The organism is Pseudomonas azotoformans (assembly GCF_001579805.1).
In the GTDB taxonomy this organism is placed as follows: domain Bacteria; phylum Pseudomonadota; class Gammaproteobacteria; order Pseudomonadales; family Pseudomonadaceae; genus Aquipseudomonas; species Aquipseudomonas azotoformans_A.
Genome location: NZ_CP014546.1, coordinates 3,572,023 through 3,598,089, shown reverse-complemented (window position 1 = coordinate 3,598,089; position 26,067 = coordinate 3,572,023). Strand labels below are relative to the sequence as shown.

Below are 26,067 nucleotides of genomic sequence, written 5' to 3'. Positions count from 1 at the left end.
TCACGACCAGTCATGGCGCGGCGGCTTGGCGCCGTTGAGCAGCCAATTGCCCACCACGTGGTACTTCCAGCGCACCGGGTCGTGCAGGGTGTGGACCCGCGCGTTGCGCCAGTGGCGGTCAAAGTTGTGCTTTTTCAAGGTGGACCGGGTGCCCCCCAGTTCGAACAGTTTGTTGCTGGCTTCGATGGCGATTTCAGTGGTCAGCACTTTGGCGCGCGCGACGGCGAGGGACGCGTGGGCGACGTTGTCTTCATCCGGGGCCGGGCGCGCGGCATCCAGGGCAAAGCCGGCGCGGTCGAGCAAGGCTTCGGCGGCTTCCAGGCGAATATCCAGCGCACCGACCTGAATGATGGTCAGTGGATCCTCGCTGGCTTTCTCCACCCCAGCATCGATCCACGGCCGGGCGAATTGCTGGACGAACTGCACGGTGTCGCGCAGCGCCGCACGGGCAATGCCCGCGTCGATGGCGGCAGTGGTCAGTTGTGCGAAAGGTCCGGCCAACGTTGGGGAATCGTAGGATTTGTGCGTAGGAAACAGATTGAACGCCGGCACCCGCAAATCCTGAGCCAGTACCGTCCCGCTGGAAGTAGTGCGTTGGCCCATACTGTCCCAATCGTCAACCACCACCAGCCCTTCGGTGCCACGCGGCACAAAGGCCAGCTGGGCATTTTGCTGTTCATCCAGCGCCAGCACTGCCAGCCAATGGGCGTACAGCGAACCGGTGCAATAGCCCTTGCGCCCGTTGATCACATATCCGTCGCCTTCACGGCGAATAGTGGCCTGGATGTCCTGCACGTGCTTGCCGCCGGTTTCCGACAGCGCATTGGCAAAGCGATGGCCCTGCAAGGCCAAGCAGAAGAAATGCGCCTGTTGCTCGGGCGTGCCCTGCAGGCGGATATCTTCCAGCAGGCAGTAGTGGTTCTGCGGGATCTGCCCCAATGACGGGTCGGCCGCCGAAATAATCGCGATCACCTGCGCCAGCACCGCGTAAGACACCTGCGCCCCGCCGAACGCGCGCGGCACACTGATGCCCCACAGGCCACTGTTGGAATACAGGTCCACCACCTCGGCGGGCACCTGGCGGCTGCGGTCGCGCTCGGCGTCCTGTTCCAGGAGAACGGCGGCGACGCGGTGGGCGACGGCAATCGCCTCGGCTGCATCGCGGATCAATGCGGCATGGGGCGTGTGGATCGGGTAATCGGCAGACACAGGCAGTACAGACATACAACGCTCTCGGGCGAATGGTTTGCCAGAGGTATTGCAGCTTCTGTGCCGGGCCCGGAAACCGGTGGTTTGGCCGTAAAAACGCGCCCCCTACCCGCTTATGGCGCAGCAAACTGCCGGTTCACTGTTGCCTGGCAAACACCTCGTCGGCTGCCCGCAGGCCCCGGCGTACGTGGCCTATAGTGAAAAGGCCGTCCCTCCATAACCACCACTCAAGGAGAACGAAATGAGCGTTAAGCCTATTCCCGAGGGCTTCCACAGTGTCACGCCCTACCTGGGCGTCGAAAAAGCGGCCGAAGCCATCGAGTTCTACAAGAAAGCCTTTGGCGCCATCGAGGCCATGCGCCTGGACATGCCCGACGGCAGAGTCGGCCACGCCGAGCTGCGTATCGGTGACTCGCCGATCATGCTGGGCTCACCCTGCGATGAAAGTGCGTTTGGCAGCCCCCGTGATGGCCACACCAGCGTCGGTTTGCATGTGTATGTCAATGACGTCGACGCGCAATACAAACAAGCCATCGCAGCCGGTGGCACACCGATCTCCGAACCCAAGGACCAGTTCTACGGCGATCGCTCCGGCACGCTGAAGGATCCATTCGGCCATGTGTGGTTCCTGGCCACCCACAAGGAAGACCTGACTGAAACGCAGATCCGCGAACGAGCCCAGGCCATGTTCAAGCAAGGCTGATCGACGGGAGCCGGCCCGCCGGCTCCTACACACTTCATGAACAACCCCTCCACGTTTTCGCCCTTGCCCCGAACGCCGCGTGATTCCAGGATGCAGGCAATCATCACAAGGAGTCATTCCATGTTCGCCGGATTCCAAAAAGACAGCTGCCACGTCAACGGCGTGGACATCAGCTACCGCAAAGGCGGTACAGGTCCCGGCCTGCTCCTGCTACACGGGCACCCGCAAACCCACGTCATCTGGCACAAAGTCGCCGAGCAATTGGCCGAGCACTTCACCGTGGTGGCGGCCGACCTGCGCGGTTATGGCGACAGCAGCAAACCGCCGGCCAATGACCACCACACGAATTATTCAAAACGGGAAATGGCCCGGGACAGCGTCGAACTCATGAAAGCCCTGGGCTTCGAACAGTTCTCGGTGCTGGCCCATGACCGTGGCGCCCGTGTGGCCCATCGCCTGGCACTGGATCATCCCAACGCTGTGCAACGCATGGTGCTGCTGGACATCGCGCCGACCCTGTCGATGTACGCACAGACCGACGAAGCCTTCGCCCGCGCCTACTGGCACTGGTTCTTCCTGATCCGTCCGGCGCCGTTGCCGGAGGCCTTGATCGAGGGTAATCCGGAGCTGTACCTGCGCAGCGTGATGGGCAGCCGCAGCGCCGGGCTCAAGCCGTTTACCGACGAGGCCTTCGCTGAATACCTGCGTTGCCTGAAACTGCCGGGCGCTGCCACTGGCATCTGCGAAGACTACCGCGCTGCCGCCGGTATCGACCTTGAGCACGACCAGGCGGATATCGACGCCGGCCATCACCTGAACCTGCCGTTGCTGGTGATGTGGGGCGCCGAAGGCACCGTCGGCCGCTGTTTCGAGCCGCTCAAGGAATGGCAGAAAGTCGCCACCGACGTGCGCGGCAAGGCCCTGCCGGCCGGCCATTACATTGCCGAAGAGGCTCCCGAGTTGTTGCTGGACGAAGTCCTGACCTTCCTTCGCTGATCCCCTGATTCACTCCCCCACGCAGGCGCGCCAACACCTGCGACGGGGTCTGCTTGCCCAAAAAAGACTGCGAGATAATAACAATGACAATCAGAAAACTGCTGGGAACCCTGTATATCCAGGTGCTCATCGCCATCGCGCTGGGCGTGTTGATCGGCCATCAATGGCCGCAGATCGGCATCGACCTCAAGCCCTTGGGCGACGGCTTCATCAAACTGATCAAGATGATCATCGGCCCGATTATCTTCTGCACGGTGGTGTCCGGCATCACCAGCATGCACGACGTGAAACAGGTCGGCCGCGTCGGCGGGAAGGCGCTGCTGTACTTCGAAGTCGTCTCGACCATTGCCCTGTTGATCGGCATTCTCGCCGCGCACCTGCTGCATCCGGGCGTCGGTTTCAATATTGACGTGAAAACCCTCGACAGCTCGGCCATCGCCGGTTTTGTCGGCCAGGCCGAACACGGTGAAGGCATCGTCGGGTTCCTGCTGCATGTGATCCCCGCGACGTTTTTCGATGCGTTCTCCAAGGGTGAAATCCTGCCGGTGCTGTTCGTCTCGGTGCTGTTTGGCGTGGGCCTGGTGATGGTCGGTGAAAAGGGCCGGCCGTTGGTGGGTGTGATCAACCAGGCCAGCGAAGTGTTCTTCCGCATCGTCGGTATCATCAGCCGGGTCGCGCCAATCGGGGCCTTTGGCGCGATTGCGTTCACCATCGGCAAATACGGCGTGGGTTCGTTGCTGCCGTTGTTGAAGCTGGTGGGCACCTTCTATATCACCGCGTTTTTCTTCATTGCCGTGGTGCTGGGCAGCATCGCCCGCTACGCAGGGTTCAGCATTTTCAAATTGATGGGCTACATCAAGTCGGAGCTGCTGATCGTACTGGGCACCAGCTCGTCGGAATCGGCGTTGCCGCAATTGATCCAGAAACTTGAAAGCCTGGGCGCCTCCAAGGGCGTGGTGGGCATCGTGGTGCCGACCGGCTACACCTTCAATCTGGACGGCACCAACATCTATATGACCCTGGCGGTGTTGTTCCTGGCCCAGGCCACCAACATCCACTTGCCGCTGGAACAGCAGTTGACGCTGCTGGCGGTGGCCATGCTGACGTCCAAGGGCGCCGGGGCGGTGGTCGGCGCGGGGTTTGTCGCATTGGCGGCGAGTTTGGCGGTGGTGCCGACCGTGCCGGTGGCAGCGATGGTGTTGATTCTCGGCGTAGACCGCTTCATGGCTGAATGCCGCTCACTGACCAATATCATCGGCAATGCCGTGGCCGCGCTGGTGGTGGCCGCCTGGGAGGGTGAGCTGGACCGCGAAAAAATGGCGCCTATCGCGCTCAAGCACGGCCGACATGCGCGGGCAGCCGCTCAAGCGAAGATCGCTGCCGAGTAACCCAAGACGGCCAGGTGTGCCGGAAGGCACACCGATCCGGTGCTATTCTGGCGGCTCATGCCGCCAGCCCTGTTTCTGATGACCAAGAAGAAAGATACCGTGCCCCTACCCGAAGACCTGCGGGTGTTCCTGACCGTGATCCGCAAGGCCGGCTTCGCAGCGGCCGCCGATGAGCTGGGCTTGTCGCCGGCCTATGTCAGCAAGCGCATCCAGATCCTTGAAACCACCCTGGCCACCCGCTTGCTGCACCGCACCAGCCGACGCATCGCCCTGACAGAAGACGGCGAGCGGGTGCAGCGCTGGGCCGTGCGTATCCTGGAAGACTTTCAGCAACTCTCCGATGAACTCTCCGATGCCCACGACAGCCCCCGTGGCCGCCTGCACCTGTGCAGCAGCTTTGGTTTCGGCCGCAACCATGTGGCGCCCGCCCTGTCGCTGCTGGCGGAACAGTACCCGGACCTGGAAATCCGCCTGGACCTGTTTGACCGCGTGGTGGACATCGTCAGCGAAGGCTTCGATTTGGAGATCCGCGTGGGCGACGATATCCCCGGCCAGCACATCGGCCGCCGACTGGTGAGCAACCGCCGCGTACTGTGCGCGGCGCCGGCTTATCTGCAGCGGCGCGGAACACCGCAACAATTGAGCGACCTGGAGCAGCACGACTGCCTGGTGCTCAAGGAGCGCGATAACGCGTTTGGCATCTGGAACCTGGAACACGACGGCGCCCAGGAAAGCGTGCGCGTGCGCGGGCCGTTGTCGTCGAATAATGGCGAGATTGTGTTGCAGTGGGCGTTGGATGGGCGCGGGGTATTGCTGCGCTCGATGTGGGATGTGAAACCGTTACTGGAACAGGGCAAGCTGGTGCAGGTGCTGCACGGGTATACCCAGAGCGCCAACGTGTGGGCGGTGTACCCGACACGGTTGGCGTATTCCGGCAAGCTGCGCGCCTGCGTGGAGTTTTTGCAGGAGCATTTCAAAGGGTTGTCGATTTAGCTCAGCCAGGGATTGGCTGCCAGGTGCTGGCGTTCGAAGGCCTTGATCTCTTCACGGCGTTGCAGGGTGCTGCCGATGGCGTCCAAGCCCAATAGCAACGCAGTTTTACGCAGGGTATCGATCTGGAACGGGATCACCTCGCCGTCCGCCAAGCGAATGGCCTGGTCTTCAAGGTCCACGCTGATCTGCGCCTGGTCCGCCTGGCTGACCGTCTGGCCCAACCGCTGCAACACCGCCTCGTCCAAGGTGATCAACAACACCCCGTTGCGCTGGCAGTTGTCATAGAAAATCCCGGCAAAGCTGCTACCGATCAACGCGCGGATGCCCATTTGCTTCAAGCCCCACACCGCATGCTCACGGCTGGAACCACAGCCGAAGTTCGGCCCCACCACCATGAAACTCGCGCCCTGCCAGGCCGGCTGGTTCAGCACGAAGTCGGGGTTGGGCTCGCCGGACGCCAAGAAGCGCAAGTCGAAGAACAGCCCACGGTCCAGGCCGCTGCGGTCGATGCCCTTGAGGAATTGCTTGGGCATGATCACGTCGGTGTCGATGTTGGCCGCCAGCATCGGCGCGGCCTTGCCGGTGACCAGGGTGAAGGGTTGCAGGCTCATGAGCGTGCTCCAAAGTGGCGGATATCAGTGAGGCGGCCAGTAATGGCAGCGGCGGCGACCATCGCCGGGCTCATCAGGTGGGTGCGGGCGCCCGCGCCCTGGCGGCCTTCGAAGTTGCGGTTGGTGCTGGAGGCGCAGCGGTCGCCGGGGGCCAGCACGTCGTCGTTCATCGCCAGGCACATCGAACAGCCCGACTGGCGCCATTCAAAGCCAGCCTCGATAAAAATCGCTGCCAGCCCTTCGGCCTCGGCCTGGTCACGGACTTCGGTGGAGCCAGGCACGATCATCGCGCGGACGTGGCCCGCTACGTGTTTGCCGCGCACCACGCTGGCGGCGTCGCGCAGGTCTTCGATACGCGCATTGGTGCAGGAGCCGATGAAGGCGTGGCTGATGACGATCTCGCTCAGCGGCATGCCGGCTTCCAGGCCCATGTAGTTGAGGGCACGGCGCATGTCCTGGCGCAGGATCAGGTCACTGACGTCCTGCGGGTCGGGCACGCGGGCACCGATGGGCGCGGCCTGGTCAGGGCTGGTGCCCCAGGTGACCATGGGCTCCAGGGTGGAGGCGTCGAGTTGCACTTCCCGGTCGAACACCGCGTCGTCGTCGGTGTGGAGTTTTCGCCACTCCAGCAGCGCCTTTTCCCACAGCTCGCCTTGCGGTGCGCGTGGTTTGCCCTTGAGGTAGGCGAATACTTTCTCGTCCGGTGCCATGAACGCCCCCCGCGCACCGGCTTCCACCGCCATGTTGCAGATGGTCATGCGCGCCTCGACGCTCAGCGCGTCGATAGTGGAGCCGCGAAACTCAATGGCGTAGCCCGTTGCGCCGGACGCGCCGATCTTGCCGATCAGCGCCATGATCACGTCTTTTGAGGTCAAACCCGGCGCCAGGTCACCGTCTACCGTCACGCGCATAGTTTTCAGACGTTTGTAGACCAGGGTCTGGGACGCCAGCAGGTGTTCGATTTCCGAGGTGCCGATGCCAAAACCAAAGGCCCCGAGGGCGCCGTAGGTGGTGGTGTGGCTGTCTCCGGCGGCAATCACCATGCCGGGCAGGATAAAACCCTGTTCCGGGGCGATTACGTGCTCGATGCCCTGGCGCTTGTCGAGGATGTCCAGCAGTTCGATGCCGAAGTCCCGGCAGTTCTCCGCCAGGTACGACACTTGCCGCGCACCGCCTGCATCCGGCATCGCAGCAATGCGCTTGGGCGTGGTGGGGTTCACATGGTCGACCACGGCCAACGCCGTGCCGGGACGCCACACCGTGCGCCCGGCTTCGCGCAAGCCGCTGAAGGCCTGAGGGCTGGTGTATTCGTTGATCACCTGGCGGTCTATATAAAGCAGGACATGGCCCTGGTCATCCAGGGAGCACACCGTGTGGGAGTCGATGTGTTTGTCGTAGAGGGTTCTGGCAGTCATTTCTAAGGCTCGCTCAACGGTATGAGCCCATCCTACGCAGCGCCCGGGCCCCATCAATGCCGCTTGGGTGATGGCTTGGAACATGTTTCGTGTTCGATCGAGGCGTTTAAGCGGCCTGAATGTGAACCTGAAACATTTTCTTTCATATGCGGCTTAGGGATTTCTCATTCTCATCCGTCTTAACTTAGATACAGCCTGTCGCGTCAGCAAAAGCTACGACTGGCCTTTTCCGGGCCTTCACTGCCCCCCTCCGATCAAGACCCGCATTCACATGTCGAAGAAGTCACGCTCCAAACTCTGGTTTCTCGTACATAGCTGGTTGGCCTTGCCCATCTGGTTCTTTGTACTGATCGTCTGCGTCACCGGCACCCTGGCGGTGGTCAGCCAGGAGATCGTCTGGCTGGCCAACCCGGATATCCGCGCGAGCAAGCCGACCGACGACGCCGAACCCCTGAGCTACGACCAGGTGATCGCCGCGATCAAGCGCGAAGAGCCTCAGGTGTTCGTCCAGTCGATCAGCCGACCCGACGAATCCCATTTCGCCCTCAGCGTCGACCTCAGCTACCCCGACGGGCGCTCCGTGGAGGTCTACGTCAACCCTTACACCGGCGCGATCCAGGGCATCAGCCCGTCGTTCAACTTCCAGGCCTTTACCCGCGCCCTGCACGGCTGGTGGCTGGTGCCGTTTACCAATGGCTACAGCTGGGGCTGGTACCTGGTCTCGGCACTGGGTATCCCGCTGCTGGCGTCGCTGGTCACCGGGCTGGTGGTGTACAAGAAGTTCTGGAAGGGCTTCCTGCGCCCTACCCTGCGTATTCGCCATGGCGCGCGGATCTTCTGGGGTGACTTCCACCGCTTGAGCGGTATCTGGTCGATCTGGTTCATCGCGGTGATTTCCGTCACCGGCATCTGGTTTCTGATCCGGGCGATCCTGGGCGATAACCAGATCTCGATTTCCACCGAGCCGGTCATCCCGGTGATTGCACGGGAAAAAGTACCGATGTCGGCACCCGGCGTGCCGGCCCCCATGATTCCTGTGGACGAGGCGATCAAGATCGCCACCCAGCGCATCCCTGGCCTGGAGGCGAGCTTCATCAGCCTGCCGCTCAATGCCTACAGCCACCTGCAGATCGGCGGGCGCGGCTGGTATCCGCTGATGTTCCAGACCGCGCAGATCAACCCTTATGACGGTGAAGTCGCGGCGGCGCACTTGCTGTCCGACCGCTCGAAGCTGGAGTTCGTCACCGAGTCCATGCGCCCGCTGCACACCGGCGACTTTGGTGGGCTCTGGATCAAGCTGATCTGGGCGTTCTTCGGCCTGATCATGAGCATGATGGTGTTGAGCGGCCTGCTGATCTGGACCAAGCGCACCGCCCTGGCCACCCTCAATGCCCTCAAGCGTGAAGCCAAGACCCAACACAAGCCGGCGGCCATCCCCGCCAGACAGGCTGAAACCTCGGAGGTCACCCCATGAGCCAGGTCGCTGCTGCTAAACCTTCGCCGCTGCGGGCCTTCTGGCTGAAATGGCGCTTCCACATCAATGTGCTGCTGTTGCTGATCCCCCTGGGCTTCATGCCCAAGTACTTCGCTGACGCCGCGCTGTTTCGTGGCGACACCGGCATCGGCGAGCGAGTGGCCGGTGAGGTGCAGGTCGGGCCCTGGAGCCTGACGCTTGCGGAGTTCCGCAATGAAGGCCCGCGTCCCGACCCGGCCGGGCCGATGAAGTTCTTCAATGCCGCCCTGTGCGACACCTGCGCCGACCAGGTCAAGGCCACCTACCTGCGCATCGGCAAACCGCGCAGCCTGCGCGCCGCCGGGGTGATCTTCTTCGGCACGCCGTACCGCATGGGCGCCGGCCTGCCGATCCCGGAACGCACACCCGCCGACGCCGAACTGTGGGTCACCATGGAAGGCTGGGACGGCACGATGCACCAGGGATCCATCCCGTTGAGCCAGGCTTCGCCTGCCACTATTGCCTGGCTGAACAAGCAAGGAGTTAAACCATGACTTTGATGCGCATGACCCGCGCCTGTGGCGTCCTGCTGATGTGCGCCGGTTTCAGTACCGTCGCCCTGGCCCACAACCCGATGTGCGAGTGCAAGGAAATCCCCGGCGAGCAGATCCAGTGCAAGGGCGGCTTCTCCGACGGCAGCGGCGCGCCCGGCGTGACCCTCGATGTGATCGGCTACGACGAAACCATCCTGATGCCCGGCAAGCTGGGTGATGACTCGACCCTGACCTTCAAGAAGCCGTCGGCCGAGTTCTACGTGTTATTTGATGCAGGCCCAGGCCATGTGGTGGAAATCGACCAAGCGGATATCCAGCCGCAATGACGACTACACAGGTTGTACGCCCCGCCGGTGCCGGTCACGAAACCCTCTACGTGCTGCTGTTGTGCCTGATCATCCTCGCGGTGGCCGGCTCAGTGATCGCATTGCACGGTGAATCCCAGGAAGTAGCGGCCGTGCCCAGCCATCAATTGGACGCGCGCCGCGATCTGAGCGCCGCCGAGCAAGGTATCTATGCCGACCTGCGCGTTACCCTGGATGAAATCCAGCTGTTGCAGCAGGAGCAAAGCGCGCTGCCCAGCCCGGCGCAGCTGGCCGAAGAAGGCTTTGCGCCCTTTGCCCAGGACGCCAGTTCGGTCAGCCGTGGCGATCACCGCTGGCAATTGCTGGAGCCTTCGGCCTACCTGGGCTTGAGCCAGGCACCGGCCACCGCCGGCTCACTGCTGATGCGTGTGCACGGTGCCGAACCGGATATCTGGCTCAATCGCCAGGCCAACCTCGCCGCCCCTTCCGACCTTACTGACCAGGCGCTGATCGCGGCCGGCTGGCAGCAAGTGGTCGCGCAATTCGATGCCGGCGTCACCCGCCAGCACCGTCACTGAACGAGAAGACCGATTGCCCATGTCTATTTCATCTCCCCTGTTGCGCCTGTTGCTGGTTGGCCTGCTCAGCCTGATGCTGGCTCCCCTGGCTAATGCTGAGGCGGCCAAGCGCCTGCGTATCGGCATCACCCTGCACCCTTATTACAGCTACGTGGCGAATATCGTCGGCGACAAGGCCGAAGTGGTGCCGCTGATTCCGGCCGGTTTCAACCCGCATGCCTACGAGCCGCGCGCCGAAGACATCAAGCGCATCGGCACTCTGGACGTGATCGTGCTCAACGGCGTCGGCCACGATGATTTTGCCGACCGCATGATCGCCACCAGCGAACGCCCGGACATCCCGGTGATCGAGGCAAACGCCAACGTGCCGCTGCTGGCCGCCACCGGTAACGCCGCGCGCGGTGCGGGCAAGGTGGTCAACCCGCATACGTTCCTGTCGATCAGTGCGTCGATTGCCCAGGTCAACAATATCGCCCGCGAACTGGGCAAGCTGGACCCGGACAACGCCAAGACCTACACCCAGAACGCCCGCGCCTACGGCAAGCGCCTGCGCCAGATGCGCGCCGATGCACTCGCCAAGTTGACCAGCGCGCCTAACCCGGACTTGCGCGTGGCCACGGTGCACGCGGCCTATGACTACCTGCTGCGCGAGTTCGGCCTGGAAGTTACCGCCGTGGTCGAACCGGCCCACGGCATCGAGCCAAGCCCGAGCCAGTTGAAGAAGACCATCGATGAACTGCGCGCCCTGGATGTGAAGGTGATCTTCTCGGAGATGGATTTCCCGTCGACCTACGTCGACACCATCCAGCGTGAGTCCGGGGTCAAGCTGTACCCGCTGTCGCATATTTCCTACGGCGAGTACAGCGCCGAGAAGTACGAAGTGGAGATGACCGGCAACCTCAACACGGTGGTGCGGGCGATTCAGGAGTCCGGATCATGACGGCGGCGGAACAGCTGAGTGCCGTCAGCGTCGGCCCGACGCTTGAGTTCGATCAGGTTGCGCTAACGCTGGGACGCACGGTGATCCTGGATGACGTGAGCTTCCAGGTACAGCCGGGCAGTATCCATGCACTGGTCGGCCCCAACGGCGGCGGCAAAAGCTCGTTGATCAAGACGCTGCTCGGGCAAACCCCTCACCAGGGACGCTTGAGCCTGCACTGGCCAGCCACACCCGGCACCATTGGCTATGTGCCGCAGGCCCTGGAATTCGACCGGGGCTTGCCGATGACCGTGGATGATTTCATGGCCGCCATGTGCCAGCGGCGCCCGGCGTTTCTGGGCCTGTCCAAGCATTACGCCGGCGCGATTGGCGATGCGCTGGAGCGCGTCGGCATGCAGGACAAACGCAAGCGACGCATGGGCGCGCTGTCCGGCGGTGAACGCCAGCGCGTGTTGCTGGCCCAGGGACTGATCCCGGCGCCACAGCTGTTGGTGCTGGATGAACCGATGTCAGCGCTGGATGAAGCCGGTATCCAGGTGTTCGAACGCCTGCTCAATGACTGGCGCCTGGCAGGCATCACCGTGTTGTGGATCGAGCATGACCTGGAGGCCGTGGGCCGCCTGGCCGACCGCGTCACCGGCCTGAACCGCCGCGTGCTGTTCGACGCCACGCCTAAAGAGGCGTTGACCCCGGATCGCCTGCTGACCCTGTTCTCCACCCACCCTCGGAGCCCGGCGCAATGAGTTATGAAGCTTTTCGCTTGATGGTTCAGGGCTGGGCCTCTTCCGGTTATCTGCCGGAAGCGCTGGCCTACGGTTTTGTGGTCAACGCCCTGCTCGCCGGTCTGCTGATCGGCCCGGTACTGGGCGGTTTGGGCACGCTGGTGGTGGTCAAGCGCTTCGCGTTTTTCTCCGAAGCGGTCGGCCACGCTGCGCTGACCGGCGTGGCGGTGGGCATTCTGCTCGGTGAACCCTACACCGGCCCGTATGGCGCGTTGTTCGGCTACTGCCTGCTGTTCGGCATCCTGCTCAATTACCTGCGTAACCGCACCGGCCTGGCGCCGGACACCTTGATCGGCGTGTTCCTGTCGGTGTCCCTGGCGCTGGGTGCGAGCCTGTTGCTAATCCTGGCGGGCAAGATCAACGTGCATATCCTTGAGAACGTGCTGTTCGGCTCGGTGTTGACGGTCAACGGCAACGACCTGCTGGTGCTGGCGGTGGTCGGCTCGTTGGTGATGGCCCTGGCGCTGCCGCTGTACAACCGCATCATGTTGGCCAGCTTCAACCCGCAATTAGCGGCGGTGCGCGGCGTGGCGGTGAAGACCTTGGATTATCTGTTCGTGATCCTGGTGACGCTGATCACCGTCGCGGCGGTCAAGGTCATCGGCGCGATCCTGGTGGGGGCGCTGTTGGTCATTCCGGCCGCAGCGGCACGCCTGTTGAGCCAGTCGCTCAAGGGCTTCTTCTGGATCTCGGTCGCGATTGCCACCTTCAGCACCCTGTGCGGGATCCTGCTGCCGATCATCTTCGACCTGCCTGTGCCGTCCGGCGCCGCCATCATTCTGGTCGCCGGTATCGCCTTCGCCCTGGCCGCCATCGCGCGCGGCACGGTGCCCAGCCTTAAAGGGAATCTTGGATAATGCGCTCCGTTCTTTCTCCCCTGGCCCTGGCCATCGCCTGCTTGTTCACCACGCCATTGATGGCGGCTGAAGCGGCCAAACCAGCTGCCCACGCGACAAAACCGGTCAAAGTGCTGGCCTCGCTGCCGATCACCTATGGCCTGGCTGAAGTACTGCTCAAAGGCACCGACGTGCAGCTCGAACGCGCCGCCCCGGCCAACCTGCCGGGTTCGCGGCAAGTGTCCTACTTCACCGGCCGAGGCGCGCCAGCTCTGAGCAAATTGGCACTGGACGCCGACGCTGCCATCGGCCTGCGCTCGCTGTGGGCCGATGACCCGCTGTACCCGGTGGCGCGGCGCAGCAACATCCGCATCGTTGAAGTCGACGCTGCACGTCCGGTGGACGGCGGTCTGCCGGGCATCGCGGTGCAGCCGGGCGTCACCGATGGGCTGAACAGTCAGCCGTGGCAGTCGAGCAACAACATGGGACGCATGGCCGATGTGCTGGCCGCCGACCTGAGCCGCCTGGCGCCCACTGCCAAACCGAAGATCGACGCCAACCTCGCCACCCTCAAGCAGCGCCTGCTCAAGCTCACCGCCGACAGCGAGGCGCGACTGGCCAAGGCGGATAACCTGAGTGTGGTCAGCCTGAGTGATCACTTCGCCTACCTGGTCAGCAGTTTGAACCTGGAAGTGCTCAGCACCGATGCGCGACCCGACGCGGAGTGGACGCCTGAGGCGTTGCAAAAACTGAGTGCCGAGCTGAAGGACAACGAGGTGGCAGTGGTGCTGCATCATCGGCAGCCGAGTGACGCGGTGAAGGCGGCTATCACGGCCGGTGATTCAAAACTGTTGGTGTTGAATGTGGACGGTGCCGAGCCGGTGACAGAGCTGGAAACCAATGTGGATCAGGTGATCAAGGCGCTGACCCCATAACATCCACACCCACATGAATGGCATCATGCCGCCAGAACTCCAGGTCGCAGTCGATCAACCGCTGGTGCTGATCATAATTGACCCGGGCGATCCGCAAGCCCGGGCTGCCCACCGACACGCGCAACGCGGCGGCGGCTTCCACCGGCAGTGAGGTCGGCACGATTTCAAAGCGCACGCGCCCGTAGTGCAGGTCGTACTTGCGCGCGTACAACTCCGTCATCGACTGATTCAAATCACACGCCAGGATCCCCGGAAAATACTGCGGGTTCAGGTAGTGCTCCACATACAGCACCAAGCGCCCATCAATCCGTCGGCCCCGGCAGATCTGAATCACACTGGACAGCGCCGGCAACTGCAACCACGCACACACCGCCGCCGACGCCGGCTGCAAGCGCGCCGAAATCACTTCGGTGGACGCCACGCGCCCCTGGTCGCTGACCATGGCGTGAAAGTGGCTGCGTTGCATCAGGTTGTACGCCAGCCGTGGCGGTGAGACAAACCAGCCGCGCCGCTCCTCGCGATAGATCTGGCCTTGGGCTTCCAGTTGTAACAAGGCTTCCCGCACGGTAATCCGGGTGGTACCAAACAACTCGCTGAGCTTGCGCTCGGCAGGCAGTTTGCTGGCAGGCGGCAACAAACCGTGGTCGATCTGCTCTTGCAGCGCCAGGCCAATGGATGTCACCGCCTTGATTGCCTCATCACGCATCAACGTTACCTATCTGGACTAGACCAGCACCGATCCGGTGCACAAACCGCTGGGTAAACCGGCCAACACTCAAGCTTGCCAGCCTAGGCATTACAGATGACCGACAGATGACAGTCCGTATCCATCGCCCTTAGCACACCCTGCAATACATCGGCCAAGTCCAATCAATGCGGGCACTTGGGCATGGTCTACGCTAACTCTGCGACAAGCGACATCAGCGATTTAAAAACGACATCGACATGAAACTGTCATCCATCGAGCCTAGATTGGCTCAGGTATTGCTGACCTAGACCAACACCACCGCAAACGTCGATAAAAACGCAGCGTTGAAAACGCCCAAAGGAGCTTCGGATGAAACAGCTTTTCCTGGCATCACTGTTAGGCTCGACCATTGCCATGTGCACCGCCGCCATGGCCGCTGATACCGATCTAAAAACCCTGGAAGCTGCCGCAAAGGCAGAAGGCGCCGTCAACAGCGTCGGCATGCCCGATGACTGGGCCAACTGGAAAGGCACCTGGGAAGACCTGGCCAAGACCTATGGCCTCAAGCACATCGACACCGACATGAGCTCGGCCCAGGAAATCGCCAAGTTCAAGGCTGAGAAAGACAACGCCAGCGCCGACATCGGTGACGTGGGCGCAGCGTTCGGTCCGATTGCTGTGAAGCAGGAAGTGACACAGCCGTACAAACCGTCCACCTGGGCCCAGGTGCCGGATTGGGCGAAAGACAAAGACGGTCACTGGGCCCTCGCCTATACCGGCACCATTGCATTTATCGTTAACAAAAAGCTGCTGCACGGATCCGAGGTGCCTACCAGTTGGGCTGACCTGCAGACCGGCAAATACAAAGTCTCCGTTGGTGACGTGAGCACCGCGGCCCAGGCCTCCAACGCCGTACTCGCCGCAGCCATCGCCAACAAAGGCGACGAGAAGAACATCGCTCCAGGCCTGCAATTCTTCACCAAGATTGCCCAGCAAGGTCGTCTCGGCCTGTCCAACCCGACCATCGCCACCATGGAAAAAGGCGAAGTCGAAGTGGGCATCGTCTGGGACTTCAACGGCCTGAGCTACAAGGCCAAGATGGCCAACCCGGATGACTACGTGGTGCTGATCCCATCGGACGGCTCGGTGAAATCCGGCTACACCACCATCATCAACAAATACGCCAAGCACCCGAACGCCGCCAAGCTGACCCGCGAATACATCTTCAGCGACGCCGGCCAACTCAACCTGGCGAAAGGCAATGCGCGCCCGATCCGCGCTGAAACCGACCTGAAACTGCCGGCCGATATCGCCAAGAACCTGATCCCGGGCGAGCAGTACACCAAGGCCAACCCGCAGCCGATCAAGGATGCGGATGCTTGGGAAGCGACTTCCAAAAAGCTGCCTCAGCTGTGGAACGAGCAGGTCATCGTAGAGATGAAGTAAAGGTCTGAAATGCGGTCAGTGTGGGAGCTGGCATGCCTGCTCCCACATTTTAAACCCAGCTAAGTCAGAGAAATTGAGTCAAACCTACTGTTGCGGAGCCCCAGCCCCCATGAAGCACAACGTCATCCTTGTCGTGCTCGACGGCCTGAACTTCGAGGTTGCGAGGCACGCCATGGGGCACTTGCAGGCCTATGTCGGCGCAGGACGCGCAGCCCTCTACAAACTGGAATGTGAACTGCCCGCCCTGTCCCGCCCGCTGTATGAATGCATCCTCACCGGCGTGCCTCCGATCCAGAGCGGCATCGTGCACAACAACGTCTCGCGCCTGTCCAACCAGCGCAGCATTTTCCATTACGCCACCGACGCCGGCTTGACCACGGCAGCGGCGGCTTACCATTGGGTCAGCGAGTTGTACAACCGCACGCCCTTCCTCGCCGCCCGCGACCGTCATACCGACGACACGTCACTGGCGATCCAGCACGGGCATTTCTACTGGAATGACCACTACCCGGATTCCCACCTGTTTGCCGACGCCGAAAGCCTGCGCCTCAAACACGCGCCGAACTTCCTGGTGGTGCACCCGATGAACATCGACGACGCCGGCCACAAGCACGGCCTCGACACCCCGCAATACCGCAACAGCGCACGCTCGGCCGACATTATCCTGGCCGATTACCTGCAAGCCTGGCTCGACGCCGGATACCAAGTGCTGGTGACCGCCGACCACGGCATGAACAACGACCGTTCCCACAACGGCCTGTTGCCGGAAGAGCGCGAAGTACCGCTGTTTGTCCTCGGCAATGCCTTCAGCCTGGACCCCAACGCCATGCCGAAACAGACCGACCTGTGCGGCACCGTCTGCGAGTTGCTCGGCGTGCCCCACGACAAACCTGTCTGCCAGGAGCTGTTGAAATGATCCGTGGCAAATGGCTGGCGCTGCTGTGCCTGGTGCCCTTCGCACTGTTCTTTATCGTGTTCGAAATCGCCCCGCTGGTCTGGGTGCTGATCAACAGCCTGCAAACCGAAGAAGCCGGTTGGGGTGTGGAAAACTTCGTACGTATCTTCAGTTCGAAGTTCTACCTGCAAGCCATCCAGTTCAGTTTGGAGATCAGCTTCTACTCGAGCATTTTCGGCATCATCATCGCCACGCTGGGCAGCTACTCGTTACGTCGAGTGGATTCGCCGCTGCGTAACTTCGTCACCGCTTTCGCCAACATGACCAGCAACTTTGCCGGCGTGCCCTTGGCCTTCGCGTTCATCATTCTGCTGGGCTTCAACGGCAGCATCACGATCATGCTCAAGCAGGCGGGGATCATTCAGGACTTCAACCTGTATTCGAAGACCGGCTTGATCATCCTCTATACCTACTTCCAGATTCCCCTGGGCGTGTTGCTGCTCTACCCGGCCTTCGATGCGTTGCGCGAAGACTGGCGTGAGTCGGCTGCACTGCTCGGCGCGAATGGCTGGCAGTTCTGGCGGCATATCGGCCTGCCCGTGCTCACCCCGGCCCTGCTCGGTACGTTCGTGATTCTGCTGGCCAACGCCTTGGGCGCCTATGCCACGGTGTACGCCTTGACCACCGGTAACTTCAACGTGCTGCCGATCCGTATCGCCGGGCTGGTCTCCGGTGATGTATCCCTCGACCCGAACATGGCCAGCGCCCTGGCCGTGGTGCTGGTGGCGCTGATGACCGTGGTCACCGTGGTCCATCAACTGCTGCTCAAGAGGAGCTACCATGTCTCGCGCTGAAGCCGGCCCGGCCTCCCTCTACCATCGAGTGGTGGTGTGGCTGTTGTTTGCAATCCTGGTGCTGCCGTTGGTGGGCACCTTCGTCTATTCCATTGCCAGCAGTTGGTCAGCGACCATCCTGCCCGCCGGCTTCACGGTGAAGTGGTACGTGCAGCTATGGAGCGACCCGCGCTTTTTGATGGCCTTCGGGCAGTCGTTGCTGGTGTGTGTCGGCGCGCTAATCCTGTCGGTGGTGCTGATTTTGCCGCTGCTGTTCGTGGTGCATTACCACTTCCCCAAGCTCGATGCGCTGATGAACATCCTGATCCTGCTGCCCTTCGCGGTGCCACCGGTGGTGTCGTCGGTGGGTTTGCTGCAGCTGTATGGCTCCGGGCCGATGGCGATGGTCGGCACGCCGTGGATTTTGATCGGCTGCTACTTCACCGTCGCGCTGCCGTTCATGTACCGGGCGATCACCAACAACCTGCAAGCCATCAACCTGCGCGACTTGATGGACGCCTCGCAACTGCTCGGCGCCAGCACCTGGCAGGCGGCGATCCTGGTGGTGCTGCCGAACCTGCGCAAAGGCTTGATGGTGGCGTTGCTGCTGTCGTTCTCGTTCCTGTTCGGTGAGTTCGTGTTCGCCAACATCCTGGTGGGCACCCGCTACGAGACCCTGCAGGTGTACCTGAACAACATGCGCAACAGCAGCGGCCATTTCACCAGTGCCGTCGTGATCTCCTATTTCTTCTTTGTGCTGGTGCTGACCTGGGCCGCCAACATCTTGAACAAGGACAAAAGCCAATGAGCTTCGTCAGCGTCCAACACCTGCAAAAAGGCTACGCCGGCACCCCGGTGTTCAGTGATATCAACTGCGAGATCGCCAAGGGTGAGTTCGTCACCCTGCTCGGCCCGTCCGGTTGCGGCAAATCCACACTACTGCGGTGCATTGCCGGCCTGACCTCGGTGGACAGTGGGAAAATCCTGCTGGATGGGCAGGACATCGTCCCATTGAGCCCGCAGAAACGTCACATCGGCATGGTGTTCCAGAGCTATGCACTGTTTCCCAACATGACCGTGGAGCAGAACGTCGCGTTCGGCCTGCGCATGCAAAAGGTCAACGCCGACGACAGTCACAAGCGCGTGCAGGAAGTGCTGCAACTGGTAGAGCTCAAGGACCTCGCCAGCCGTTACCCGCACCAGATGTCCGGCGGCCAGTGCCAGCGCGTGGCCCTCGCCCGCTCCCTGGTCACCCGCCCACGTTTGTTGTTGCTGGATGAGCCGCTGTCGGCGCTGGATGCACGGATTCGCAAGCACCTGCGCGAGCAGATCCGCCAGATCCAGCGCGAGCTGGGGCTGACCACGATCTTCGTGACCCATGACCAGGAAGAAGCCCTGACCATGTCCGACCGGATCTTCCTGATGAACCAGGGCAAGATCGTGCAGAGCGGCGATGCCGAGACCCTCTACACCGCGCCGGTCGACGTATTCGCCGCTGGCTTTATCGGCAACTACAATCTGTTGGACGCCGACAAGGCCAGCCAATTGCTGCAACGCCCGATCAACAGCCGCATTGCCATTCGCCCGGAGGCCATCGAACTGAGCCGCGATGGCGACCTGGACGTCCTGGTGCGCAGCCACAGCCTGTTGGGCAACGTGATTCGCTACCGCATCGAAGCGCGCGGCGTGGAGTTGGTGGTGGATGTGCTCAACCGTTCGGCTGACGATCTGTACCCCGAGGGGCAACGCCTGGCACTTTCCATCGACCCCAGCGCCCTGTGTGAAGTAGCCTGATGCAACGATTGATTGAGAGAGCGTGACCGATGGCATTGGTAATTTTTGATCTGGACGACACCCTCATCCACGGTGACTGCGCCACCCTGTGGAGCGAGCAGATGGGCCGCCTGGGCTGGGTCGACCCTGAGTCGTTCATGCGCAAGAACCACGAACTGATGGACGCCTACAGCCAGGGCAAGCTGAAAATGGAAGACTTCATGGACTTCAGCCTGGAGCCGATGATCGGCCGCACGCCGGAGGAAATCGAGCATCTGGTGGAGCCCTGGGTCGAGGACGTGATCGAGCCGCTGATCTACAGCGAAGCCACCAAGACCATCGCCCGTCATCGGGCCAATGGCGACCGGATCCTGGTGATCTCGGCGTCGGGCACGCACTTGGTCACGCCGATTGCGGCGCGGATCGGGATTGATGAAGTGCTGGGGATCAACCTTGAAGTCAGCCATGGCGTATACAGCGGGCGTACGGTGGATGTGCTGACGTATCGCGAAGGCAAGATCACGCGGTTGCTGGAATGGTTGGAGCAGGAAGGCGAGTCGCTGGAGGGCGCGTATTTCTATTCGGATTCGCGCAATGACTTGCCGTTGTTGCTGAAGGTGGATCATCCGCAGGTGGTGAATCCGGATCCCGTGTTGCGCGAGCATGCCGAAAAGGCTGGCTGGCCGATCCATCACTGGGTCTGAAACCGACTTCCCTGATTTGAAATGCGATCAAATGTGGGAGCGGGCTTGCTCGCGAAGGCAGTGTGTCAGATGAAACATTCTTCACAGACACGCCGCCTTCGCGAGCAAGTCGAATCGTCGCACCGCCGCTCCCACATTTGGACTGCATTTCAAATTGAGATCAGTTCAAGGCCTCATCAATCACTAACACCAACTTCCCGGAAATCCGGTTGGTCGCCAACTCGGCAAACGCCGCCTCGGCATCCTTGATGGGGAAGGTCTTGGCCAGTTGCGGGCTAAGGCGCCCTTCAACAAACAACGGCCAAACATGCTGGCTCAAGTCGCTGAACAGGTCGGCCTTGAACTGATCACTGCGGCTGCGCAAAGTCGAGCCCAATAGCTGAATACGCTTGCCCAGCACCTGCGCCAGGTCCAACTTGGCCTCGCGACCGCCCATCAAACCGATCAACACCCAACGGCCATCCAGGGCGAGCAGCTTGAGATCCAGCGCCGCATAGTCGCCACCCACCGGGTCGAGGATCACATCAAACGGCCCGAAATCCCGCAGCCCTTCGAGGCCATCGGTGCGTACCACGCCGCCCTGGGCGCCGAGCGCCTCGCAATAGGCCAGGCGCTCCGCCGAGCCGACGCTGACCCAGCACGGGCTGCCGAACGCCTTGCACAGCTGGATCGCTGCCGAGCCCACGCCACTGGCGCCAGCATGCAGCAGCACTTTCTCACCGGGCTTGAGGCCGGCCAGTTGGAACAGGTTGAGCCACGCGGTGCTGTACACCTCAGGCAACGCCGCCGCTTCGATCAGCGACAATCCTTCCGGCACCGGCAGAACGTGACGCGCATCCACCACCACTTCCTCGGCCATGCCACCCCCGGCCAACAGCGCGCAGACACGGTCACCGACTTGCCAGGATGAGCCCGCCCCCACTTCGCTGATCACCCCGGAACACTCCAGGCCCAGCACCTGGCTGGCGCCTGGCGGCGGTGGATAAAGCCCCGCGCGCTGTAATAAATCGGCGCGATTGAGGCCCGCTGCCGCCACACGAATGCGAACTTGCCCTACATCGCACGTAGGAACGGGTTCTTCCAACCACGCCACATGACCGTCAACGCCTTGCAATGCTTTCACACTGCCTCCATAGTGAGTCTGGACTGAGCCCGTAGCTGTATCGCCGGGCTTTTTGCATTATGCGACCGGACCATATGGAACCGGCTCCCTCAAAGACGGCCTAATATGCGTTATCAATTGCCCCCGCGTCGAATCAGCATGAAGCATTTGTTCCCCAGCACCGCCCTCGCTCTTTTCATTGGTCTCGGCTTTGCGTCGATGTCGACCAATACGTTCGCAGCCAACAGCTGGGACAACCTTCAGCCGGATCGCGATGAGGTGATTGCCAGCCTTAACGTCGTCGAGTTGCTCAAGCGCCATCACTACAGCAAGCCGCCGCTGGACGACGCGCGCTCGGTGATCATCTATGACAGCTACCTCAAGCTGCTGGATCCGTCGCGCAGCTACTTCCTGGCCAGCGACATCGCCGAGTTCGACAAGTGGAAAACCCAGTTCGACGACTTCCTCAAGAGCGGCGACCTGCAACCTGGCTTCACCATCTACAAGCGTTACCTGGACCGCGTCAAAGCGCGTCTGGACTTCGCCTTGGGTGAGCTGGACAAAGGCGTCGACAAGCTCGATTTCACCCAGAAGGAAACCCTTCTGGTGGACCGCAAGGACGCGCCTTGGCTGACTAGCACCGCCGCCCTCGACGACCTGTGGCGCAAACGCGTCAAGGACGAGGTGCTGCGCCTGAAGATCGCCGGCAAAGAGCCTAAGGCCATCCAGGAGCTGCTGACCAAGCGCTACAAGAATCAGCTCGCGCGTCTGGACCAGACCCGCGCCGAAGATATCTTCCAGGCCTACATCAATACCTTCGCGATGTCCTACGATCCGCACACCAATTATCTGTCGCCAGATAACGCGGAAAACTTCGATATCAACATGAGTCTGTCGCTGGAAGGCATCGGTGCCGTCCTGCAAAGCGACAACGACCAGGTCAAGATCGTACGCCTGGTGCCGGCAGGTCCGGCGGACAAGACCAAGCAGGTGGCTCCGGCCGACAAAATCATCGGTGTTGCCCAGGGTGACAAAGAGATGGTCGACGTGGTCGGCTGGCGTCTGGACGAAGTGGTCAAGCTGATCCGTGGGCCGAAAGGCAGTGTGGTGCGCCTGGAAGTGATTCCGCACACCAATGCGCCGAACGACCAGACCAGCAAAATCGTGTCCATCACCCGTGAAGCGGTGAAGCTCGAAGACCAGGCCGTGCAGAAGAAAGTCCTCAACCTCAAGCAGGATGGCAAGGACTACAAGCTGGGCGTGATCGAAATCCCGGCCTTCTACCTGGACTTCAAGGCCTTCCGCGCGGGCGATCCGGACTACAAGTCCACCACCCGTGACGTCAAGAAAATCCTGACCGAACTGCAGAAGGAAAAAGTCGACGGCGTGGTCATCGACCTGCGCAACAACGGCGGCGGTTCCCTGCAGGAAGCCACTGAGCTGACCAGCCTGTTTATCGACAAGGGTCCGACCGTGTTGGTGCGCAACGCTGACGGCCGCGTCGACGTGCTCGAAGACGAGAACCCAGGCGCCTTCTACAAAGGCCCGATGGCGTTGCTGGTCAACCGCCTCTCGGCCTCGGCTTCGGAGATTTTTGCCGGTGCCATGCAGGACTATCACCGCGCCCTGATCATCGGCGGCCAGACCTTCGGCAAAGGCACCGTGCAAACCATCCAGCCGCTGAACCATGGCGAGCTGAAACTGACGCTGGCCAAGTTCTACCGGGTTTCCGGGCAGAGCACCCAGCACCAGGGCGTACTGCCGGACATCGATTTCCCGTCGATCATCGACACCAAGGAAATCGGCGAAAGCGCCCTGCCGGAAGCCATGCCGTGGGACACCATCCGCCCTGCGATCAAGCCGGCATCGGATCCGTTCAAGCCATTCCTGGCGCAGTTGAAGGCTGACCACGATACCCGCTCCGCCAAGGATGCCGAGTTTGTGTTTATCCGCGACAAGCTGGCCCTGGCGAAGAAGCTGATGGAAGAAAAAACCGTCAGCCTCAATGAAGTGGATCGCCGCGCGCAGCACTCCGACATCGAAAACAAGCAACTTGTCCTGGAAAACATCCGCCGCAAGGCCAAGGGTGAAGATCCACTCAAGGAGCTGAAGAAAGAAGACGAAGATGCGCTGCCGGCCGAAGCCGACAAGACCAAGCCGGAAGACGACGCCTACCTGGCCGAGACGGGCCGGATCCTGCTGGACTACCTGAAGATCACCAAACAGGTAGCCAAGCAGTAAATGATGGCGATTTAATGTGATCGCTCCGCGGAGTGTCATCATATAGACATCATTCTGTCGTGAAATGAAGGACCGCAGGTTTCCAGCCTGCGGTCCTTTTTTTTCGATCGAGATCGCCATGACCATGACCGAACAGCTGAATGCATTGGGCGTTATCCTGGCTCAAGGCAGTTTGCACAGCCTGTTCCAACCGATCATCAGCCTGTCTGAACGGCGCATTCTCGGCTATGAAGCCCTCAGTCGTGGGCCTTCCAACAGCCCGCTGCACTCCCCCATCGCCCTGTTCTCGGTGGCCAGCCAGGCCGGGCGACTCAGTGAGTTGGAGATCGCCTGCCGCGAAAGCGCGTGCCGACGCTTCAGTGAACAGAAGCTACCGGGCAAGCTGTTCCTCAATGTCTCGCCACAATCGTTGATGGAAACTGCACATCAACCAGGGCGCACCCTGCAATTGCTGCGTGACTTCGGTATTCCACCGAGCCAAGTGGTAATCGAGCTCACCGAGCAAACCCCCACCAACGATATCGATTTACTGCAAACCGCCCTGCACCACTACCGCAACATGGGGTTCTCGATTGCCCTGGACGACCTGGGCGCCGGTTATTCCAGCCTGCGCCTATGGTCGGAGCTGCGCCCGGACTATGTGAAGATCGACCGCCACTTCATCGACGGCATCCATCAGGATGCGCTCAAGCGGGAATTTGTCGGCTCCATCCTGCAAATTGCCAAGGCGTCTCGGGCCCAAGTGATTGCCGAAGGGATCGAGTTGCCTGAAGAGTTGGCGGTACTGACGGAGATGGGCGTGGACCTGGTCCAAGGCTACCTGCTCTGCCGTCCACAGGAACAACCGCCGCAGGAAGCGCGCCTGATGCTGCCCAAGCCCGACAGCGCCAACGTGGCGCTGAACGACGAAGGCAGCGACCTCAGCGCCTTGCTCAGCGAACAGCCAGCAGTAGATCAGGACACCGCCACCGCCCAGGTGCTGGAAGCGTTCCGGCGCCAGGCCAACCTCAATTCCCTGGCGGTGCTGGATGGGCGCGGGCACCCAATCGGTATCGTCCACCGGCATTCGCTGTCGGATGCGCTGCTGAAACCCTTCGCCACCGACCTGTTTGCGCGCAAGCCCATCAGTCGTTTGATGAGCACCGACTTTCTGGCAGTGGAGCTGAGTCAGTCCCTGCAGCAAGTCAGCCGTTTGCTTACCAGCCGCGCGCGGCAACGCATCGAAGAAGACTTCATCATCACGCTCAATGGCGATTACCTGGGCCTGGGTCGGGTGATCGATGTGCTCAAACTGATCACCGAGCTGAAGATCCAACAAGCGCGCTACGCCAACCCGCTGACCCTGCTGCCGGGCAACGTGCCGATCCAGCAGTGCCTGACGCGACTGCTGCAGCAACAGCGCGAATCGGTGATCTGCTACGTGGATATCGACAGCTTCAAGCCATTCAACGATATCTACGGCTATGGGCGTGGGGATGAGGTGTTGTTGTGCCTGGCGCAGTGCCTGAACGACCGTGTCGACCCCAGCCGCGACTTTGTCGGGCATATCGGCGGTGATGACTTTTTGCTGGTACTGGGCCCGCAGGATTGGCGCAAACGCCTTAATCAGCTGCTGGATGACTTCCACACCCAATGCCGACGTTTCTACCGCGCCGAACACCTGGAGGCTGGCTGCTTCGTGGCGCTCAACCGCCAGGGCGTGCGCCAGGAGTTTGCGCTGCTGTCACTGTCCATCGGCGTGGTGCATTTGTATCCACAGGCCTGTGGACAACTCGATGCCAGCCAGTTGGCGGAGCTGGCCTCGCAGGCCAAGCACCATGCCAAGGACATGGCCGGGTACAGCATCCATGTGATCGACAGCATGGACGCGCTGCCCCAGGCGCTTTAGGCCTCGGCAGACTCCGGGTACTCATATTCGAACACCCGCACCACTTCCGATGCGTGCCAGGAGGCAGCGGCCACGCCATCGGACGGCCCGCTGAAACGGCCCAGGCGCTCGACACATTCAAAGAAACCGGTGCGCGGCAGGCGACTGGCGCCCTGGCTGATCACCAGTGAGCTGCGCAGCGGCTGCTCGGCCTTGGCGTCCAACGCCGCCAGGTGCTCCAGAGCGGCAGCCAGGGTCTGCATGGCCGGCGTGGGGAATTGCAAGCGCTCCAGCAGCGCGCGGTAGGTCAGCAAATGGCGCTGGCGGCGCGCCTGGTCTAGTTCGTTGAGTAACCCATCCCAGTGTTGACGACTGATACGTAGGCTCAAGATTCATCCCTCCAACCTGCAACGCCCAATTCCCAGGCCAGGCTGCGGCGGATTGCGGCATCCGGCTGGCGTTCACCACTTTCAATTAATCCAAGATAGGAGGGGCTGATCCCCACGGTGCGGGCCAGGGTTTCGATCGCCAGGCCTTTGCCCTCACGCAAGCCGCGCAGGTCTGCGAGTGGGCGCAGGTCCTGTACAGGGGCGGCTTGGGCAGGCGATGAAAGAGGAGGAAGCGTCGGTTGTTGCTGACCGGCAGCTTTTAGCAGCGCCTGGTACTGATCCCATGGCAACACCGCGTACTCGGGTTCGCCATTGCGTGAAATTATCTGAATATCCATGACTGCCCCGTAGGATAACTGCACTTACTTAGTAAGCTCTTTCCTTAGGAGTGTAATCCTAACAGCCCTAAAGGTCGCAGGGGGATAGTCACG

Annotated in this window: 27 protein-coding genes; 20 read left to right on the top strand and 7 right to left on the bottom strand. The window is 61.6% G+C overall.

The genetic code is table 11. The features are described 5' to 3' along the window. The gene (locus AYR47_RS16835; RefSeq protein ID WP_061435980.1) at nucleotides 1-1,224 is read right to left on the bottom strand and encodes an SfnB family sulfur acquisition oxidoreductase; all 1,224 of its coding nucleotides are present in this window, start codon (nucleotides 1,222-1,224) and stop codon (nucleotides 1-3) included. Nucleotides 1,225-1,450: 226 nt separating this feature from the next. Here AYR47_RS16835 and AYR47_RS16830 point away from each other — a divergent pair, with 226 nt between their 5' ends. The 4 genes from AYR47_RS16830 (at nucleotide 1,451) to AYR47_RS16815 (ending at nucleotide 5,289) form a co-directional block, all read left to right on the top strand. Beyond that, nucleotides 1,451-1,912: a VOC family protein gene (locus AYR47_RS16830; RefSeq protein WP_033900297.1), complete on the top strand. Its 462-nt coding sequence runs from the start codon at nucleotides 1,451-1,453 to the stop codon at nucleotides 1,910-1,912. Nucleotides 1,913-2,032: 120 nt separating this feature from the next. Continuing rightward, nucleotides 2,033-2,908 (top strand): alpha/beta fold hydrolase, encoded by an 876-nt coding sequence (locus AYR47_RS16825; RefSeq protein WP_061435979.1) that lies wholly within the window; start codon nucleotides 2,033-2,035, stop codon nucleotides 2,906-2,908. Between the two features lie 83 nt (nucleotides 2,909-2,991). Next, a complete protein-coding gene (locus AYR47_RS16820) occupies nucleotides 2,992-4,296 on the top strand; it encodes a dicarboxylate/amino acid:cation symporter (RefSeq protein ID WP_033900301.1) in 1,305 nt (434 codons plus the stop codon). Nucleotides 4,297-4,374: 78 nt separating this feature from the next. Beyond that, nucleotides 4,375-5,289, top strand: a complete 915-nt coding sequence (locus tag AYR47_RS16815; protein ID WP_208603943.1) for a LysR substrate-binding domain-containing protein — start codon at nucleotides 4,375-4,377, stop codon at nucleotides 5,287-5,289. Here the strand turns inward: AYR47_RS16815 and leuD are convergent. Both leuD and leuC read right to left on the bottom strand, forming a co-directional pair. Next, entirely contained in the window at nucleotides 5,286-5,900 is a 615-nt protein-coding gene (gene leuD / locus AYR47_RS16810; protein WP_061435975.1) for a 3-isopropylmalate dehydratase small subunit, read from the bottom strand. The two genes, AYR47_RS16815 and leuD, sit on opposite strands and share 4 nt — an antisense overlap. Continuing rightward, nucleotides 5,897-7,315, bottom strand: coding sequence for a 3-isopropylmalate dehydratase large subunit (gene leuC / locus AYR47_RS16805; RefSeq protein WP_061435973.1), 1,419 nt, complete (start codon nucleotides 7,313-7,315; stop codon nucleotides 5,897-5,899). The genes leuD and leuC overlap by 4 nt, the downstream gene beginning before the upstream one ends. 271 nt (nucleotides 7,316-7,586) lie before the next feature. Here leuC and AYR47_RS16800 point away from each other — a divergent pair, with 271 nt between their 5' ends. The 8 genes from AYR47_RS16800 to AYR47_RS16765 are packed head-to-tail and all read left to right on the top strand — an operon-like array spanning nucleotide 7,587 to nucleotide 13,698. Then, entirely contained in the window at nucleotides 7,587-8,789 is a 1,203-nt protein-coding gene (locus AYR47_RS16800) for a PepSY-associated TM helix domain-containing protein (protein ID WP_033900308.1), read from the top strand. After that, complete coding sequence (locus tag AYR47_RS16795; RefSeq protein ID WP_033900310.1) at nucleotides 8,786-9,322, top strand: hypothetical protein; 537 nt, start codon at nucleotides 8,786-8,788, stop codon at nucleotides 9,320-9,322. The genes AYR47_RS16800 and AYR47_RS16795 overlap by 4 nt, the downstream gene beginning before the upstream one ends. Continuing rightward, nucleotides 9,319-9,648: a hypothetical protein gene (locus AYR47_RS16790; RefSeq protein WP_061435972.1), complete on the top strand. Its 330-nt coding sequence runs from the start codon at nucleotides 9,319-9,321 to the stop codon at nucleotides 9,646-9,648. The genes AYR47_RS16795 and AYR47_RS16790 overlap by 4 nt, the downstream gene beginning before the upstream one ends. After that, complete coding sequence (locus AYR47_RS16785) at nucleotides 9,645-10,205, top strand: DUF6162 family protein (RefSeq protein ID WP_016980242.1); 561 nt, start codon at nucleotides 9,645-9,647, stop codon at nucleotides 10,203-10,205. Before AYR47_RS16790 ends, AYR47_RS16785 begins: the two co-directional genes overlap by 4 nt. A 19-nt stretch (nucleotides 10,206-10,224) precedes the next feature. Beyond that, nucleotides 10,225-11,145 (top strand): metal ABC transporter substrate-binding protein, encoded by a 921-nt coding sequence (locus tag AYR47_RS16780; RefSeq protein ID WP_061435970.1) that lies wholly within the window; start codon nucleotides 10,225-10,227, stop codon nucleotides 11,143-11,145. Continuing rightward, nucleotides 11,142-11,888, top strand: coding sequence for a metal ABC transporter ATP-binding protein (locus AYR47_RS16775; RefSeq protein WP_061435968.1), 747 nt, complete (start codon nucleotides 11,142-11,144; stop codon nucleotides 11,886-11,888). The genes AYR47_RS16780 and AYR47_RS16775 overlap by 4 nt, the downstream gene beginning before the upstream one ends. Then, the gene (locus AYR47_RS16770; RefSeq protein ID WP_061435967.1) at nucleotides 11,885-12,784 is read left to right on the top strand and encodes a metal ABC transporter permease; all 900 of its coding nucleotides are present in this window, start codon (nucleotides 11,885-11,887) and stop codon (nucleotides 12,782-12,784) included. Before AYR47_RS16775 ends, AYR47_RS16770 begins: the two co-directional genes overlap by 4 nt. Further along, nucleotides 12,784-13,698, top strand: coding sequence for a metal ABC transporter substrate-binding protein (locus AYR47_RS16765; protein WP_061435965.1), 915 nt, complete (start codon nucleotides 12,784-12,786; stop codon nucleotides 13,696-13,698). Before AYR47_RS16770 ends, AYR47_RS16765 begins: the two co-directional genes overlap by 1 nt. Here the strand turns inward: AYR47_RS16765 and AYR47_RS16760 are convergent. Beyond that, nucleotides 13,679-14,404 (bottom strand): UTRA domain-containing protein, encoded by a 726-nt coding sequence (locus AYR47_RS16760; protein WP_033900319.1) that lies wholly within the window; start codon nucleotides 14,402-14,404, stop codon nucleotides 13,679-13,681. The two genes, AYR47_RS16765 and AYR47_RS16760, sit on opposite strands and share 20 nt — an antisense overlap. A 351-nt stretch (nucleotides 14,405-14,755) precedes the next feature. Here AYR47_RS16760 and AYR47_RS16755 point away from each other — a divergent pair, with 351 nt between their 5' ends. From AYR47_RS16755 to AYR47_RS16730, 6 genes are all read left to right on the top strand, one after another. Beyond that, entirely contained in the window at nucleotides 14,756-15,832 is a 1,077-nt protein-coding gene (locus tag AYR47_RS16755) for an ABC transporter substrate-binding protein (protein WP_061435963.1), read from the top strand. A gap of 109 nt (nucleotides 15,833-15,941) precedes the next feature. Next, the gene (locus tag AYR47_RS16750; RefSeq protein WP_033897699.1) at nucleotides 15,942-16,748 is read left to right on the top strand and encodes an alkaline phosphatase family protein; all 807 of its coding nucleotides are present in this window, start codon (nucleotides 15,942-15,944) and stop codon (nucleotides 16,746-16,748) included. Then, entirely contained in the window at nucleotides 16,745-17,581 is an 837-nt protein-coding gene (locus tag AYR47_RS16745; protein ID WP_016980250.1) for an ABC transporter permease, read from the top strand. The genes AYR47_RS16750 and AYR47_RS16745 overlap by 4 nt, the downstream gene beginning before the upstream one ends. Continuing rightward, nucleotides 17,568-18,368, top strand: a complete 801-nt coding sequence (locus AYR47_RS16740; protein WP_010211611.1) for an ABC transporter permease — start codon at nucleotides 17,568-17,570, stop codon at nucleotides 18,366-18,368. The genes AYR47_RS16745 and AYR47_RS16740 overlap by 14 nt, the downstream gene beginning before the upstream one ends. Next, nucleotides 18,365-19,354 carry an ABC transporter ATP-binding protein gene (locus AYR47_RS16735; RefSeq protein ID WP_061435961.1) on the top strand — a complete coding sequence of 330 codons (990 nt, stop codon included), beginning with the start codon at nucleotides 18,365-18,367 and terminating at the stop codon, nucleotides 19,352-19,354. Before AYR47_RS16740 ends, AYR47_RS16735 begins: the two co-directional genes overlap by 4 nt. A 29-nt stretch (nucleotides 19,355-19,383) precedes the next feature. Then, complete coding sequence (locus AYR47_RS16730) at nucleotides 19,384-20,037, top strand: HAD family hydrolase (protein ID WP_033897697.1); 654 nt, start codon at nucleotides 19,384-19,386, stop codon at nucleotides 20,035-20,037. 160 nt (nucleotides 20,038-20,197) lie between these two features. Here the strand turns inward: AYR47_RS16730 and AYR47_RS16725 are convergent, their stop codons facing one another. Continuing rightward, nucleotides 20,198-21,160: a zinc-binding dehydrogenase gene (locus AYR47_RS16725; protein ID WP_061435960.1), complete on the bottom strand. Its 963-nt coding sequence runs from the start codon at nucleotides 21,158-21,160 to the stop codon at nucleotides 20,198-20,200. 138 nt (nucleotides 21,161-21,298) lie between these two features. Here AYR47_RS16725 and AYR47_RS16720 point away from each other — a divergent pair, with 138 nt between their 5' ends. Further along, entirely contained in the window at nucleotides 21,299-23,380 is a 2,082-nt protein-coding gene (locus AYR47_RS16720; RefSeq protein WP_208603903.1) for a carboxy terminal-processing peptidase, read from the top strand. A 118-nt stretch (nucleotides 23,381-23,498) separates the two neighbouring features. Further along, complete coding sequence (locus AYR47_RS16715) at nucleotides 23,499-25,268, top strand: bifunctional diguanylate cyclase/phosphodiesterase (protein ID WP_028615784.1); 1,770 nt, start codon at nucleotides 23,499-23,501, stop codon at nucleotides 25,266-25,268. Here the strand turns inward: AYR47_RS16715 and AYR47_RS16710 are convergent. Next, nucleotides 25,265-25,636, bottom strand: coding sequence for a hypothetical protein (locus AYR47_RS16710; protein WP_005786715.1), 372 nt, complete (start codon nucleotides 25,634-25,636; stop codon nucleotides 25,265-25,267). The genes AYR47_RS16715 and AYR47_RS16710 overlap by 4 nt on opposite strands. Further along, nucleotides 25,633-25,974 carry a helix-turn-helix domain-containing protein gene (locus AYR47_RS16705; RefSeq protein ID WP_061449434.1) on the bottom strand — a complete coding sequence of 114 codons (342 nt, stop codon included), beginning with the start codon at nucleotides 25,972-25,974 and terminating at the stop codon, nucleotides 25,633-25,635. The genes AYR47_RS16710 and AYR47_RS16705 overlap by 4 nt, the downstream gene beginning before the upstream one ends. Between the last annotated feature and the right edge of the window lie 93 nt (nucleotides 25,975-26,067).

Coding starts and splice junctions, on each gene's coding strand:
- AYR47_RS16750 (WP_033897699.1), top strand. CDS start 15,942: ATGAAGCACAACGTCATCCTTGTCGTGCTCGACGGCCTGAACTTCGAG.
- AYR47_RS16780 (WP_061435970.1), top strand. CDS start 10,225: ATGTCTATTTCATCTCCCCTGTTGCGCCTGTTGCTGGTTGGCCTGCTC.
- leuC (WP_061435973.1), bottom strand. CDS start 7,315: ATGACTGCCAGAACCCTCTACGACAAACACATCGACTCCCACACGGTG.
- AYR47_RS16735 (WP_061435961.1), top strand. CDS start 18,365: ATGAGCTTCGTCAGCGTCCAACACCTGCAAAAAGGCTACGCCGGCACC.
- AYR47_RS16820 (WP_033900301.1), top strand. CDS start 2,992: ATGACAATCAGAAAACTGCTGGGAACCCTGTATATCCAGGTGCTCATC.
- AYR47_RS16705 (WP_061449434.1), bottom strand. CDS start 25,974: ATGGATATTCAGATAATTTCACGCAATGGCGAACCCGAGTACGCGGTG.
- AYR47_RS16745 (WP_016980250.1), top strand. CDS start 16,745: ATGATCCGTGGCAAATGGCTGGCGCTGCTGTGCCTGGTGCCCTTCGCA.
- AYR47_RS16785 (WP_016980242.1), top strand. CDS start 9,645: ATGACGACTACACAGGTTGTACGCCCCGCCGGTGCCGGTCACGAAACC.
- AYR47_RS16740 (WP_010211611.1), top strand. CDS start 17,568: ATGTCTCGCGCTGAAGCCGGCCCGGCCTCCCTCTACCATCGAGTGGTG.
- AYR47_RS16770 (WP_061435967.1), top strand. CDS start 11,885: ATGAGTTATGAAGCTTTTCGCTTGATGGTTCAGGGCTGGGCCTCTTCC.
- AYR47_RS16730 (WP_033897697.1), top strand. CDS start 19,384: ATGGCATTGGTAATTTTTGATCTGGACGACACCCTCATCCACGGTGAC.
- AYR47_RS16835 (WP_061435980.1), bottom strand. CDS start 1,224: ATGTCTGTACTGCCTGTGTCTGCCGATTACCCGATCCACACGCCCCAT.
- AYR47_RS16715 (WP_028615784.1), top strand. CDS start 23,499: ATGACCATGACCGAACAGCTGAATGCATTGGGCGTTATCCTGGCTCAA.
- AYR47_RS16760 (WP_033900319.1), bottom strand. CDS start 14,404: ATGCGTGATGAGGCAATCAAGGCGGTGACATCCATTGGCCTGGCGCTG.
- AYR47_RS16795 (WP_033900310.1), top strand. CDS start 8,786: ATGAGCCAGGTCGCTGCTGCTAAACCTTCGCCGCTGCGGGCCTTCTGG.
- AYR47_RS16720 (WP_208603903.1), top strand. CDS start 21,299: ATGAAGCATTTGTTCCCCAGCACCGCCCTCGCTCTTTTCATTGGTCTC.
- AYR47_RS16765 (WP_061435965.1), top strand. CDS start 12,784: ATGCGCTCCGTTCTTTCTCCCCTGGCCCTGGCCATCGCCTGCTTGTTC.
- AYR47_RS16790 (WP_061435972.1), top strand. CDS start 9,319: ATGACTTTGATGCGCATGACCCGCGCCTGTGGCGTCCTGCTGATGTGC.
- AYR47_RS16825 (WP_061435979.1), top strand. CDS start 2,033: ATGTTCGCCGGATTCCAAAAAGACAGCTGCCACGTCAACGGCGTGGAC.
- AYR47_RS16830 (WP_033900297.1), top strand. CDS start 1,451: ATGAGCGTTAAGCCTATTCCCGAGGGCTTCCACAGTGTCACGCCCTAC.
- AYR47_RS16755 (WP_061435963.1), top strand. CDS start 14,756: ATGAAACAGCTTTTCCTGGCATCACTGTTAGGCTCGACCATTGCCATG.
- AYR47_RS16800 (WP_033900308.1), top strand. CDS start 7,587: ATGTCGAAGAAGTCACGCTCCAAACTCTGGTTTCTCGTACATAGCTGG.
- AYR47_RS16775 (WP_061435968.1), top strand. CDS start 11,142: ATGACGGCGGCGGAACAGCTGAGTGCCGTCAGCGTCGGCCCGACGCTT.
- leuD (WP_061435975.1), bottom strand. CDS start 5,900: ATGAGCCTGCAACCCTTCACCCTGGTCACCGGCAAGGCCGCGCCGATG.
- AYR47_RS16815 (WP_208603943.1), top strand. CDS start 4,375: ATGACCAAGAAGAAAGATACCGTGCCCCTACCCGAAGACCTGCGGGTG.